At 71.5% G+C, this 12,205-nt stretch carries 13 protein-coding genes; 7 read left to right on the top strand and 6 right to left on the bottom strand.

The annotated features are described in order from the left end of the window. Positions 1 to 3 precede the first annotated feature (3 nt). Positions 4 to 1,068, bottom strand: a complete 1,065-nt coding sequence (locus tag KVT44_RS13985) for a type III polyketide synthase (RefSeq protein WP_099924075.1) — start codon at positions 1,066 to 1,068, stop codon at positions 4 to 6. Positions 1,069 to 1,281: 213 nt separating this feature from the next. On the opposite strand from KVT44_RS13985, the gene KVT44_RS13980 reads away from it, so the two are divergent. Continuing rightward, entirely contained in the window at positions 1,282 to 1,956 is a 675-nt protein-coding gene (locus tag KVT44_RS13980; protein WP_217567308.1) for a transcriptional regulator, read from the top strand. 42 nt (positions 1,957 to 1,998) lie between these two features. On the opposite strand, the gene KVT44_RS13975 is transcribed toward KVT44_RS13980, so the two are convergent. From KVT44_RS13975 to KVT44_RS13955, 5 genes are all read right to left on the bottom strand, one after another. After that, entirely contained in the window at positions 1,999 to 2,238 is a 240-nt protein-coding gene (locus KVT44_RS13975; RefSeq protein ID WP_054228947.1) for a DUF6213 family protein, read from the bottom strand. A 24-nt stretch (positions 2,239 to 2,262) separates the two neighbouring features. Continuing rightward, positions 2,263 to 3,657, bottom strand: coding sequence for an NADP-dependent succinic semialdehyde dehydrogenase (locus KVT44_RS13970; protein WP_217567307.1), 1,395 nt, complete (start codon positions 3,655 to 3,657; stop codon positions 2,263 to 2,265). Between the two features lie 86 nt (positions 3,658 to 3,743). Further along, positions 3,744 to 4,208, bottom strand: a complete 465-nt coding sequence (locus KVT44_RS13965; RefSeq protein ID WP_099924078.1) for an NUDIX domain-containing protein — start codon at positions 4,206 to 4,208, stop codon at positions 3,744 to 3,746. After that, a complete protein-coding gene (locus KVT44_RS13960) occupies positions 4,205 to 5,743 on the bottom strand; it encodes an ATP-dependent DNA ligase (RefSeq protein ID WP_217567306.1) in 1,539 nt (512 codons plus the stop codon). The genes KVT44_RS13965 and KVT44_RS13960 overlap by 4 nt, the downstream gene beginning before the upstream one ends. A gap of 44 nt (positions 5,744 to 5,787) precedes the next feature. Beyond that, positions 5,788 to 6,738 (bottom strand): NAD(P)/FAD-dependent oxidoreductase, encoded by a 951-nt coding sequence (locus tag KVT44_RS13955; RefSeq protein ID WP_217567407.1) that lies wholly within the window; start codon positions 6,736 to 6,738, stop codon positions 5,788 to 5,790. An 87-nt stretch (positions 6,739 to 6,825) separates the two neighbouring features. Here KVT44_RS13955 and KVT44_RS13950 point away from each other — a divergent pair, with 87 nt between their 5' ends. The 6 genes from KVT44_RS13950 to KVT44_RS13925 all read left to right on the top strand — a co-directional run bounded on the left by KVT44_RS13950 (position 6,826) and on the right by KVT44_RS13925 (position 12,188). Further along, positions 6,826 to 7,422: a helix-turn-helix domain-containing protein gene (locus tag KVT44_RS13950; RefSeq protein ID WP_229888850.1), complete on the top strand. Its 597-nt coding sequence runs from the start codon at positions 6,826 to 6,828 to the stop codon at positions 7,420 to 7,422. 94 nt (positions 7,423 to 7,516) lie between these two features. Further along, on the top strand, positions 7,517 to 8,494 hold the full coding sequence (locus KVT44_RS13945; protein WP_099924081.1) for an NADPH:quinone oxidoreductase family protein: 978 nt from the start codon (positions 7,517 to 7,519) through the stop codon (positions 8,492 to 8,494). Further along, on the top strand, positions 8,491 to 9,672 hold the full coding sequence (locus KVT44_RS13940) for an acyl-CoA dehydrogenase family protein (RefSeq protein WP_143607484.1): 1,182 nt from the start codon (positions 8,491 to 8,493) through the stop codon (positions 9,670 to 9,672). The genes KVT44_RS13945 and KVT44_RS13940 overlap by 4 nt, the downstream gene beginning before the upstream one ends. Before the next feature lie 5 nt (positions 9,673 to 9,677). Further along, the gene (locus KVT44_RS13935; protein ID WP_217567406.1) at positions 9,678 to 10,784 is read left to right on the top strand and encodes an acyl-CoA dehydrogenase family protein; all 1,107 of its coding nucleotides are present in this window, start codon (positions 9,678 to 9,680) and stop codon (positions 10,782 to 10,784) included. A 175-nt stretch (positions 10,785 to 10,959) separates the two neighbouring features. Further along, positions 10,960 to 11,817: a phosphatidylinositol-specific phospholipase C/glycerophosphodiester phosphodiesterase family protein gene (locus tag KVT44_RS13930; RefSeq protein ID WP_217567305.1), complete on the top strand. Its 858-nt coding sequence runs from the start codon at positions 10,960 to 10,962 to the stop codon at positions 11,815 to 11,817. Positions 11,818 to 11,993: 176 nt separating this feature from the next. Then, positions 11,994 to 12,188 carry a hypothetical protein gene (locus KVT44_RS13925; RefSeq protein WP_054228939.1) on the top strand — a complete coding sequence of 65 codons (195 nt, stop codon included), beginning with the start codon at positions 11,994 to 11,996 and terminating at the stop codon, positions 12,186 to 12,188. The last annotated feature ends 17 nt before the right edge of the window (positions 12,189 to 12,205 follow it).

The following is a 12,205-nucleotide window of genomic DNA, read 5'->3' as shown; positions in this document are numbered from 1 at the left end:
CCCTCACACCGTCTCGTCGTTGGTGTCGCGCCAGCGGCCCAGGGCCATTTCCGCGGTGATGCCGGGGCCGAAGCCCGCGAGCAGTCCGCGTGCGGAGTGCTCTGCGCCGCCCTCGTCGAACAGCCGGCGCAGCGCGTCCAGGACGACGGCGCTGGCGATGTTCCCGTACTCGGTGAGGGTCGCCCGGCTGAACCGGAAGGCCTCCGGCGGGACCTCGAGGAACTTGCTGAGGTCGTCGAGGATCCTGGGGCCGCCCGCGTGGATGATGTAGAAGTCCAGGTCGGAGGCGTCCCAGTCGTGCTGTCGCGCGAGGGCGTGGAGGGCGGGGGCGAGCGGTTCCATCGTCCCGGGAACCCGCTTGTCCAGCAGGAAGTGGAAGCCCGTGGCGCGGACGTCGTACATGATCCAGTCCTCGGTCTTGGGGACCAGGTAGGAGCCGTTGCGCTCCAGGTGGACGCCGGTGCCGCCGTTGCCGCGGACGACGGCGGCGGCGATGCCGTCGCCGAACAGGCCGTTGCAGAGCAGCGAGCCGACGCTGAGATCGGTCGGCTGGTAGCAGAGCGAGCAGAACTCGCAGGCCACGATGAGCGCGTTGGCGTCGGGGTACGCCGTGCAGAAATCGTGGGCCCGGTTGATCGCGGCGCCGCCTGCCGCGCAGCCCAGCTGGGCTATGGGTATCTGTCGGGTGTCGCTGCTGAAGTCCATCGTGTTGATCAGCCAGGCCGTGAGCGAGGGCATCATGAACCCGGTGCACGAGACGTAGATGATCATGTCGATGTCGGTGGTGAGCAGCTCGGCGTCATCCAGCGCCCGCTGTATGACGGCGGGGACGCGGGCCTTGGCCTCACTCTCGTAGACCTTGTTGCGTTCTTCGAAGCCCGGGTGTTTCAGAGTCTCCGCGATGGGCTGCACGATGTGCCTGGTTTGGACACCGGTGTTCTCGATCAGTCGGAGTGCCAACGGCAGCTGCGGGTGGTCCTCGTGACGGGAGCGAGCCAGCTCCAGCGTCTCCTCCATCGTGATCACGTATTCCGGCACGGAGACCGAAGGTCTGCACAAAGTCGCCATGACGCGCGCCTTCTTTCGCCTTCCGGGGAACTCTCGTCCCCCGGCGGAAGAGTGGTTCACCCACGGGGGCGGTTCACCCACCGGGGTGGTCCACCCACGATCACCCGGAAGCGTGGGGATCTCGCGTCGGGTTACTCCATTCCGGGGATTTTTGGGAGGACGCGGGAGTGCGAGGGAAGAGGCCCCGGGACGGCCGAACCGAAGGAGTACGCCATGGTGCGCACGGCCAGGGAACTGCTGGAGGACACCGCGGAGAAGCTCGCCCCGGACCCCCACGCCAACCGGCTGTTGCCCCTCATCGCCCGGGGCGCGGCCCAGCGTTCCACGCTCGCCGCCCTCGCCCTGGAACAGCGCCATGTGATCGCCGCGGACCGCCGTGCGTTCCTGCATCTGGTCGAGCGTCCGGACGTCGAGCCGCAGAGCGCCGCCTTCTTCACCATGCTCGCGGAGGGTGAGGCTCTGGCCCAGGGCAGGCTGGATGTGTTCGCCGCCGCCTGCGGGGTGGACGAGGCGCGGGCGGCGGCCTACGAGCCGCTCGCGGACTGCCAGGCCTATCCCGCGTACGTCGCCTGGCTGGCCCTGAACGGGTCACCGGCCGACGTGGTGCTCGCCCTGAGCAGCAACTTCACGACGTGGGGCGGCTATTGCGCGGCGATCGCCGAAGCCCTGCGCCGCCACTACGGCTTCGGCGGCGAGGTGTGCGGCTTCTTCGACTTCTTCGCGGCACCCGCCCCGGAGCTGGAGCGGAAGGCGCTCACGGCTGTACAGGCGGGGCTGGACGCGGGGCGGATCGGGGAGACCGAGGTCCTCCGGTACGGGCGGCTGCTGCAGAGCTACGAGGCGCAGTTCTGGCACGCCCTGTGGGAACTCGACCAGCGGACGGCCTGAGGGCGCGTCGGCCCGGCGCGCGGACCGGGCGGACGCGCGCCGTCAGTCGGACGTCGTCCCGCTGCTGTGCGCGATGCAGGCCACGTCGATGCGGTCGGCGAGCTTGGCCAGTTCGATGGTCAGCGTCGCCACCGTGTCCTCGTCGAGCCCGTCCTGGCCGGCCTCCACCAGATGCAGCCACCGGCCGCCCACCGTGCGCAGCAGTTTGCTGACGTCGGCGGCCGCCACCTGCAACGTGCCGCGGTCGTCGACGATCAGAGGCAGGGTCACTTCGCGGTTCACAGGGGGATCGTAGCTGCGGAACGCTTACGCTCCGTGCCATACGGTGGTGATGTTGCAGAACTCGCGGATTCCGTGTCCCGACAGTTCACGCCCGTAGCCGGACCGCTCGACCCCGCCGAACGGGAACGCCGGGTGGGAGGCGGTCATCCCGTTGAAGAACACGCCGCCCGCCTCCAGGTCGCGCACGAACCGGTCCACTTCCGCCTCGTCGTTCGTCCAGACGTTCGAACTCAGCCCGAACGGCGTGTCGTTCGCGAGGGCCACCGCCTCGTCCAGATCGGCGGCGCGGTAGAGCGTGGCGACCGGCCCGAAGGTCTCCTCCTGGTGGACGCGCATCTCGGGGGTGATGTCGGTGAGGATGGTCGGCGCGTAGTACCAGCCGTGCTCCGTGAAGCCTTCGGGGCGCTCGCCGCCGCAGAGCACGGTCGCGCCGTTCTCCACCGCGTCGTCGACGAGTTCCTCCAGGTCACCGCGGCCCTGTTCGGTGGAGAGCGGGCCGATGTCGGTGGCCTCCTCCAGCGGATCGCCGACCTTCAGCGCCTTCATGGCCGCCGTGAAGCGCTCGGCGAAGGCGTCGAACACGTCCGTGTGCACGATGAACCGCTTGGCGGCGATGCACGACTGCCCGTTGTTCTGGACCCGGGCCGTCACCGCGGTCCTCGCCGCCCGGTCCACGTCGGCGGACGGCATGACGACGAACGGGTCGCTGCCGCCCAACTCCAGCACCGTCTTCTTGACCTCGTCCCCGGCGACCGAGGCCACCGCGCGCCCCGCCGGTTCACTCCCGGTCAGCGTCGCCGCCTTGACCCGGGGATCGCGCAGGATGCCCTCCACGGCGCCCGAGCCGATCAGCAGCGTCTGGAAACAGCCCTCGGGGAAGCCCGCCCGGCGGAACAGGTCCTCCAGGTAGAGGGCGGTCTGGGGCACGTTCGAGGCGTGCTTGAGCAGGCCGACGTTGCCCGCCATCAGGGCGGGCGCGGCGAACCGGACCACCTGCCAGAGCGGGAAGTTCCACGGCATGACGGCCAGCACCGGGCCCAGCGGCCGGTAGCGCACCAGGACGCGGGAGGCGCCGGAGTCCTTGACGTCGGAGTCGGCGGGCTCCTCGTCGGCGAGCAGCTCCTCGGCGTGGTCGGCGTACCAGCGCATCGACTTCGCGCACTTGGCGGCCTCCGCGCGGGCCTGCTTGACCGGCTTGCCCATCTCCGTGGTCATCACCCGGCCGATGTCGTCCCGTTCCTCGTCGAGGAGGTCGGCTGCCCTGTGCAGCAGCCGTGCACGCTCGGCGAAGGACGTGGTGCGATAGTCGCGGAACGTGGTCTCGGCCGTGGCGAGCCTGCGCTCGATCTCCTCGGCGCCGAGCGCGTCGTACGTCTTGAGCGTCTCGCCGTTCGCCGGGTTCACCGTCGCGATGGGCATGGCCGACCTCCTGAAGCGGGCTGTTCCTTGAGCCTGTTTTCCGACCCTCCCGCGCGGCGCGGTGCGGCGCAACGCGGAGGGCGTTCTCAGTCCGAGTGCTCCGCCAGCCGGTCGAGAAACGCCGCCTGCGCCGGCACGATCAGCTCCCCGGCCCGGTCCAGGCCGAACCATTCCACCCGGTCCAGCTCGGGAAACTCCTGGCGCCGCCCCGACTTCGGCGGCCACTCCATCTCGAAGGTGCCCGGGACCACGGTCGCCGGGTCGAGGTCCGCCTCGATCGCCCAGGCCGTGACGACCTTGCCGTTCTTCTGCTCGACCTCGCCGAGCGGGACGGCCTCGCCGTCGGGCGGCGGCAGCCCCAGTTCTTCCTGGAACTCCCGGCGCGCCGCGTCCCAGGCGCTCTCGTCGGGCTCGTACTCGCCCTTGGGCAGGGTCCACGCCCCGGCGTCCCGCCGCGCGAAGAAGGGGCCGCCCATATGGCCGAGCAGCACCTCCGGGCCGTCGTCGGTGCGCCGGTACAGCAGCAGTCCCGCACTGCGCTTCCCCGTCACGGGGCCACCTCCGGGTGTGCGGCGAGCAGGGTCTCGACCGTGTCGGCCTCCGCGGGCGTCTTGTCCTCGCGGTAGCGCACCACGCGGGCGAAGCGCAGGGTGACCCCGGCCGGGTAGCGGGTGGACTTCTGCAGACCGTCGTAGGCGATCTCCACGACGAGTTCGGGCCGTACGGTGACCACGTGGCCGCTGTCCTCGACGGCCAGCTCCTGGAGGCGCTCGGTCTGCCAGGCCAGCATCGCGTCCGTCATGCCCTTGAAGGTCTTGCCGAGCATCGCGAAGGAACCGTCCGCGGCGCGGGCCCCGAGGTGCAGGTTGGAGAGCTTGCCGGTGCGCCGTCCGTGGCCCCACTCGGCCGCCAGGACCACCAGGTCGAGGGTGTGCACGGGTTTGACCTTCAGCCACGACGCCCCACGCCGGCCGGCGCTGTAGGGGGCGTCCAGGGCCTTCACCACCACGCCTTCGTGACCGCGCTCCAGCGTCTCGGCGAGGAATCGTCGTGCCGGGGGGATGTCCTCGGGCCCGTGGGCGAGGGCGCGCCGCACCCGCATCGGCTCGGGCACCAGCCGCGCCAGCTCCGCGTGCCGTTCGGCGAACGGCAGATCCAGCAGATCCCGCCCGTCGACCGACAGCGCGTCGAAGAAGACGGGGGAGACCGGCACGGTCTTCGCGGCCGTGGCCACGTCCACCCGCGAGCCCACCCGCCCGGCCGTCTCCTGGAAGGAGCGTGGCCGCCCGTCCTCGTCCAACGCGATCACCTCGCCGTCCAGGATGAACCGGGTGCCCTTCAACTCCATCGCGGCGGAGGTGAGTTCGGGCAGCCGGTCGGTGATGTCGTCGAGGGTGCGGGTGTAGATCCGTACGTCGTCGCCGTCGCGGTGCAGCTGTACCCGGATGCCGTCGAGCTTCTCCTCGACGGCACACGCGCCCAGCTTCTCCACGGCCTCGGACACGGACGTGGCGCTGTGGGCGAGCATGGGCAGCACCGGGCGGCCCACCGTGAGCCGGAAGCCGTCCAGGGCCCCCGGGCCGTCCCTCAGCAGCGCCTGCGCCACCGTCTGCAGCGATCCGGCGAGCATCACCGCCCGCCGTACGTCCGCGGCGGGGGTGCCGGTCGCCTCGGCGAGCCCCTCGACCGCGACCGCGTCCAGAGCGCCCTGCCGCACCTCGCCGGTGAGCAGCCCGAACAGGAACCGCTGCTCGTCCTCGGTGGCCGCCGCCCGCAGCTCGTCCATCAGCCGCCTGCGCTCCGCCTGCGAGCCGGCGCCCGTGACCGCGCCGACCTCCGTCAGCCGGGCGTCCACGTCCCGCACCGTGAGCGAGGGCTCGGGCGCGGGCGGCACCGGTCCGCTCAGCAGCTTCCAGCCGATGCCGAGCCGCCCCTGAGGGAGACGGCCCGCCAGATACGGGATCACGATTGGCACGTCGTCCGCGTCGGCGTCCCGGAACAGCTCGGCGAGCAGGGCGGTCTTCCGGGACCGCGCCGAGGTGGCGGCGACCTCCCGGGACACATGGGCGAGCCGGGCGAGCAGCATGGAGCCATGGTGCTACGGAGGGGCGCCGTCCACACCCGGGCGGTTCAGCTCCGGGGCCAGGACCTGTCCTGGGCGGCGTCGAGGTCGGTGAAGAGCAGCTCCCCGTTGAGCGTGGCCGCCGCCCGGTAGCCCGCGCCCGCGGCGTTCACGACCTGCTCGGCGAAGCCCACTGCGTTGCCCGCCGCCCAGACGCCGGGCACGGTCGTCAGGCCCGTCTCGTCGACCACCGGGTACGTGCCGAACGGGCTCTCGCGCAGCTCGGCGCCCAGCCGCTCGAACAGGTCGTTGCGGGGGACCGCGCGCGGCGCCACGAAGAGCGTCGAGCGGTCGTGGACGGTGCCGTCCGTGAGCCGGACCCCCGTGAGCCGGTCGCCCTCGACGACGAGCCCCGCGACCTCACCGGGCACCACGACGACCCCGGCGGCGGCGAGCCGTCGCGTGTCGTCGGCCGTCAGCTCCGCCTCGGTGACCGTATGCAGGAACAGGGTGACGTCCTTGGACCACTGGGAGACCATCAGCGCCTGGTGGACGCTCATCGGCGTGGCGGCCAGCACCCCGAAGGACTTGTCGCGGACCTCCCAGCCGTGGCAGTACGGGCAGTGCAGCACGTCCCGCCCGAAGCGCTCGGCGACCCCCGGGACCGTCGGGAGCTCGTCCGCCAGCCCGGTGGCGAGGATCAGCCGCCGCGCGTGCAGGGTCCGTCCGGCCGCGAGCGTCACGAGGAACTCGCCGTTGTCCTGCCGGGACACGTCCACCGCCCGGTCCCGGACCAGCTCGACGCCGTACCGCGCGATCTCCTCGCGCCCCGCGACGAGGAACTCCGCGGGCGGCATGCCGTCCCGGGTCAGATAGCCCTGCAGATGCGCGGCGGGCGCGTTGCGCGGCTCGCCCGCGTCGACGACGAGCGTGCGGCGCCGGGCCCGGCCGAGGACCAGTGCGGCGGACAGGCCGGCCGCGCCGCCTCCGACGACGACGGCCTCGTACCTCTCGGTCATGTCGGTCATGGTGACCACCTCCACCGCAGACGGTCACCCGACCGGTGCCGCATTGACAAACGGCTTTGCCGAATCTGCAATATGGGCATGAGCAAGGGTATGGATGACGATGCACGGACGGACGAGGTGCTGGCCGAGGTCGGGCCGAGGCTGCGGCGCATCCGCAAGGAGCGGGGTGCGACACTCGCCGGCCTGTCCGAGGTGACCGGCATCTCCGTGAGCACGCTGTCGCGGCTGGAGTCGGGGCTGCGCAAGCCCAGTCTGGAGCTCCTGCTGCCGATCGCCCGGGCCCACGAGGTGCCGCTGGACGAGCTGGTCGGCGCGCCCCCGGTGCGCGACCCGCGGGTACGCGCCCAGCCGATCGTGCGTGGCGGCCGCACCCACTGGCCGCTCACCCGGCAGCCCGGCGGACTCCAGGCGTACAAGGTGCTCGAACCGCAGCGCAAGCTCGAGCCGGAACCCCGGACCCACGAGGGCTATGAGTGGCTGTACGTGATGTCGGGGCGGCTGAGGCTCGTGCTGGCCGATCATGATGTGGTGCTCGGTCCGGGGGAGGCCGCCGAGTTCGACACGCGGGTGCCGCACTGGTTCGGGTCGACGGGGGAGGGGCCCGTGGAGTTCCTGAGCCTGTTCGGGCCACAGGGGGAGCGGATGCATGTGAGGGCGCGTCCGGTCCGCTCGTGAGGGCGTGACGCACATGACTGTTCCCTGATCGGCAAGCGACCGCTTAGTATGCGGTCGAGCCCGGTCAGACAGAGCAGTCCCGTGGAGGCCCCGCATGCAGGCATGGCAAGTACACCAGCTCGGCGAACCGAGCCAGGTGATGCAGCTCCAGGACGTGGAGCGACCGGTGCCCGGTGAAGGGCAGGTCCTGCTCAAGGTGCGCGCGGCGAACATCAACTTCCCGGACGTGCTGATGTGCCGCGGGCACTACCAGGTCAGGCCGCCACTGCCGTTCACGCCCGGCGTGGAGATCTGTGGCGAGACCGAGGACGGACGCCGCGTGCTGGCCAACCCCGCGCTGCCGCACGGCGGTTTCGCCGAGTACGCCGTCGCGGACGCCGCCGCCCTGCTGCCCGCGCCCGACACCCTCGACGACGCCGAGGCGGCCGCCCTGCACATCGGCTACCAGACGGGGTGGTTCGGTCTGCACCGCCGGGCCCGTCTCGAAGCCGGTGAGACGCTGCTCGTCCACGCCGCCGCCGGAGGGGTCGGCAGCGCGGCCGTGCAGCTGGGGAAGGCGGCGGGCGCCACCGTCATCGGTGTGGTCGGCGGGGCCGACAAGGCGGCCGTGGCGCGCGAGCTGGGCTGCGACGTCGTCATCGACCGGCGTACCCAGGACGTCATCGCCGCCGTGAAGGAAGCCACCGGCGGCCGGGGCGCCGACGTGATCTACGACCCCGTCGGCGGTGAGGCGTACACCCAGTCCACCAAGGTCGTCGCCTTCGAGGGCCGGATCGTCGTCGTGGGCTTCGCGAGCGGCTCGATCCCCAGCCCGGCGCTCAACCACGCCCTGGTGAAGAACTACGCGATCCTCGGCCTGCACTGGGGCCTGTACGGCATCAAGAACCCCAAGCTGATCCAGCACTGCCACGAGCAGCTCACCGAGCTGGCCGCGCGCGGCGCCATCAAGCCGCTGGTCAGCGAGCGCGTGCCGCTGGGCGGCGGTGCGGCCGCCGTGCAGCGGGTCGGCGACGGTGTCACCACCGGCCGGGTCGTCGTGGTGCCCTCTCTCGAGAACGGAGCAGCCGCATGACCGACGCAGCCGAACTGCGCACCCGTACCAAGGAGTTGCTGGCGGCGCACCCGCCCGCGACCACGGACCGCCTCGACTTCCTCAAGGCCCGCTTCGACGCCGGACTCGCCTGGGTGCACTACCCCGAGGGCCTCGGCGGGCTCGGCGCCCCACGCACCCTCCAGGCCGTCGTGGACGCCGAACTGGAGGCCGCCGGCGCACCCGACAACGACCCGCGGCGCATCGGCATCGGCCTCGGCATGGCCGCGCCGACCATCCTCGGCTTCGGCACGGAGGAGCAGAAGCGGGACTTCCTCAGGCCGTTGTGGGTCGGCGAGGAGGTCTGGTGCCAGCTCTTCAGCGAGCCCGGCGCCGGGTCCGACCTGGCCGCGCTCGGTACGCGTGCCGTCCGGGAGGGCGACAACTGGGTGGTCAACGGGCAGAAGGTGTGGACGTCCAGCGCCCACCTGGCCCGCTGGGCCATCCTCATCGCCCGCACCGACCCGGACGTGCCCAAGCACCGCGGCATCACGTACTTCATCTGCGACATGACCGACCCGGGCGTCGAGGTGCGGCCGCTGCGCCAGATCACCGGTGAGGCCGAGTTCAACGAGGTCTTCCTCACCGACGTCCGCATTCCCGACGCGCACCGGTTGGGCGAGGTCGGCGACGGCTGGCGGGTCGCGCAGACCACGCTCATGAACGAGCGCGTCTCCATCGGCGGTATGCGCATCCCGCGCGAGGGCGGCATGATCGGCCCGGTCTCCAGGACCTGGCGCGAACGTCCCGAACTGCGCACCCACGATCTGCACCAGCGGCTGCTGAAGCTGTGGGTGGAGGCCGAGGTCGCCCGGCTCTCCGGCGAACGGCTGCGCCAGCAGCTCGTCGCGGGCCAGCCCGGCCACGAGGGCTCCGGGATGAAGCTCGGATTCGCCCGCCTCAACCAGGAGATCAGCGGTCTTGAGGTCGAACTCCTCGGCGAGGAGGGCCTGCTGTACGACGACTGGACGATGCGCCGACCGGAACTGGTCGACTTCACCGGCCGCGACGCCGGTTACCGCTATCTGCGCTCCAAGGGCAACAGCATCGAGGGCGGGACCAGCGAGGTCCTGCTGAACATCGTCGCCGAACGCGTGCTGGGCCTGCCGTCCGAGCCGCGCACCGACAAGGACGTCGCGTGGAAGGACCTGACCCGATGATGATGATGACGACAACACACAGCACCCAGCCCGATCTGCTGTACTCGGAGGAGGAAGAGGCGCTGCGTGCCGCCGTCCGCGACCTCCTCTCCGACCACTGCGACGCGGCGGGCGTCATCACCCGCACCGAGACGGACACCCCGCACGACCCCGAGCTGTGGAAGGCGCTCTCGGACGGGATGGGCCTGGCGGGCCTGCTCGTACCCGAGTCGCTGGGCGGCCAGGGCGCCACCCACCGCGAAGTCGCCGTGGTGCTGGAGGAGTTGGGGCGCGCGGTCGCGCCGGTGCCGTATCTGACCAGCGCCGTCGTCGCCACCGAGGCGCTGCTGGCCTGCGAGGGCGAGGAGGCCGCCGGGCTGCTGACGGCGCTGGCGTCGGGCCGGACGATCGGCGCCCTCGCCGTCGCGCTGTCCGTGGCACCCGGCGGCGCCCACCAGGCCGTACGGAACGAGGACGGCTTCCTGTACGGGGAGCTGACGGGGATCGCGGACGCGGCGGTGGCCGACGTGCTGCTGGTTCCGGCGGACGACGGCGGGCTGTACGCGGTGGACGGGAACGCCGTGACGGTCACCCCGCAGGTGTCCCTCGACCTCACCCGGCCGCTCGCCACGGTCACCTTCGACGGGGTGCGGGCACGTCGCCTCGGCGCCGCCGAACCCGCCGTACGACGGGCCCTGCGCAGCGGCGGAGGACTGCTCGCCTCCGAGCAACTCGGCCTCGCCGACTGGTGCTTGACCGAGACGGTCCGCTACCTCAAGGAACGCAAGCAGTTCAACCGGCCCGTCGGCGGATTCCAGGCGCTCAAGCACCGGCTCGCGCAGCTGTGGCTGGAGGTCGTCAACACGCGTGCCGCCGCCCGCGCTGCCGCCGACGCGCTCGCGACCGGCAGCGCGGACACCGACGTGTCGGTCGCCGTCGCGCAGGCGTACGCGGCGCCCGTCGCCGTCCACACCGCCGAGGAGGCCCTCCAACTGCACGGGGGCATCGGGATGACCTGGGAGCACCCGGTTCACCTCTATCTGAAGCGGGCCAAGGCGGACTCGATCGCGTACGGCACGGCGGGAGCCCACCGCGCCGCGCTGGCCGAGCTGGTGGACCTGCAAGCCCCCTGACGTACCTCTGCGAGAGGCCCGCCCCACCAGGGGCGGGCCTCTCGGTGTGCGCACCGCGGGTGAAGTGAACGGACAGCGGCAGTCCGGCCAACTCCCCCCACGGCAGGGTTTGTCGGACCTCGGAGGACCGCATACTCGCTGAGGTCCGTAGCGCACCCCTCAAGGGAGGCAGAGCATGGCCCTCACCACCCGTCGCAGAGCCCTCACCACACTCGGGGCCGCCCTGGCAGGCTCGGTCGCCCTGCCCGCCTCGCGGGCACTGGCGGGGGAGGAGAAGCACCACACGCGCCCCCTGCGGCGCGCCCACGCGCACAACGACTACGAGCACCCGCGACCCCTGTTCGACGCCCTCGACCACCGCTTCGGCAGCGTCGAGGCCGACATCTACCTCGTCGGCGACCAACTCCTCGTCGCCCACGACCCGGTCGACCTCGACCCGACCCGCACCCTCGAATCCCTCTACCTCGCCCCGCTCGCCGCCCGCGTGAAGGCCAACCACGGCTCGGTCTACCGGGGATACCGGCGCCCCCTGCAACTCCTCATCGACATCAAGACCGAGGGCTCGTCGACGTACCTCGAACTCGACCGCCATCTGAGCCGCTACCCGCACCTGTTCACCACCTACGCGCACGGCCGGGTGCGCCCGGGGCCGATCACCGCGGTGATATCCGGCGACCGCGCCGCCCGTACGCCCATGGAGGCGCAGAGCGTGCGGCGCGCCTTCTACGACGGCAGGCTCACCGACCTCGGCAGCGCGGCCCCCGCCTCCTTCATCCCACTGATCTCGGACAACTGGACGCTCAACTTCACCTGGCTGGGTGACGGCCCGTTCCCCGACGCCGAGCGTGCGAAGCTGCGCGGCATCATCGCGGCCGCGCACCGGCGCCACCAGAAGGTGCGGTTCTGGGCCACGCCCGACCTGGCGGGCCCGGCGCGCGAGGCGCTGTGGGGCGAACTACTGGGCGCCGACCTCGACTACTTCAACACCGACGACCTCGTCGGGCTCGAAGCCTTCCTGGACGCGCACGAGTAGACGTGTGCGCGTAAGACGCACGCGAGTGGACGCGCACGAGCGGGTGCACGCGCTGGTGTGCGAGTGGGCGTAGACACCACACGTTCGGAGGACACGTCAGCCGCCCGGACGAACCCTCCGCTACGCGACACTTGCGGCCGAAAGCCGCGGTGTCGACGTGGCGGAGGAGGTTGACGATGGCCATTTCCATCTCTGTGGTGGTACTGCTCCTGATCCTCGCGGTGGTCTTCCTGCGCAACGGCGCGCTGAAACCCTCGCACGCGGTGGTCTGCGTACTGCTCGGCTTCTATCTGTCGACCACCAGCATGGCGCCGACCATTCAGAACGGGCTCACCGCGACGGCGGACATCGTGAGCAGCCTGCGTCCCTGACGTGCGGGTCCAGGTGC

Origin of the sequence: Streptomyces sp. GbtcB7 (assembly GCF_019091445.1) — a bacterium.
Lineage (GTDB): Bacteria > Actinomycetota > Actinomycetes > Streptomycetales > Streptomycetaceae > Streptomyces > Streptomyces mirabilis.
The sequence above is the reverse complement of the archived record's forward strand: the minus strand, read 5'-3'. Positions and strand labels throughout refer to the sequence as shown.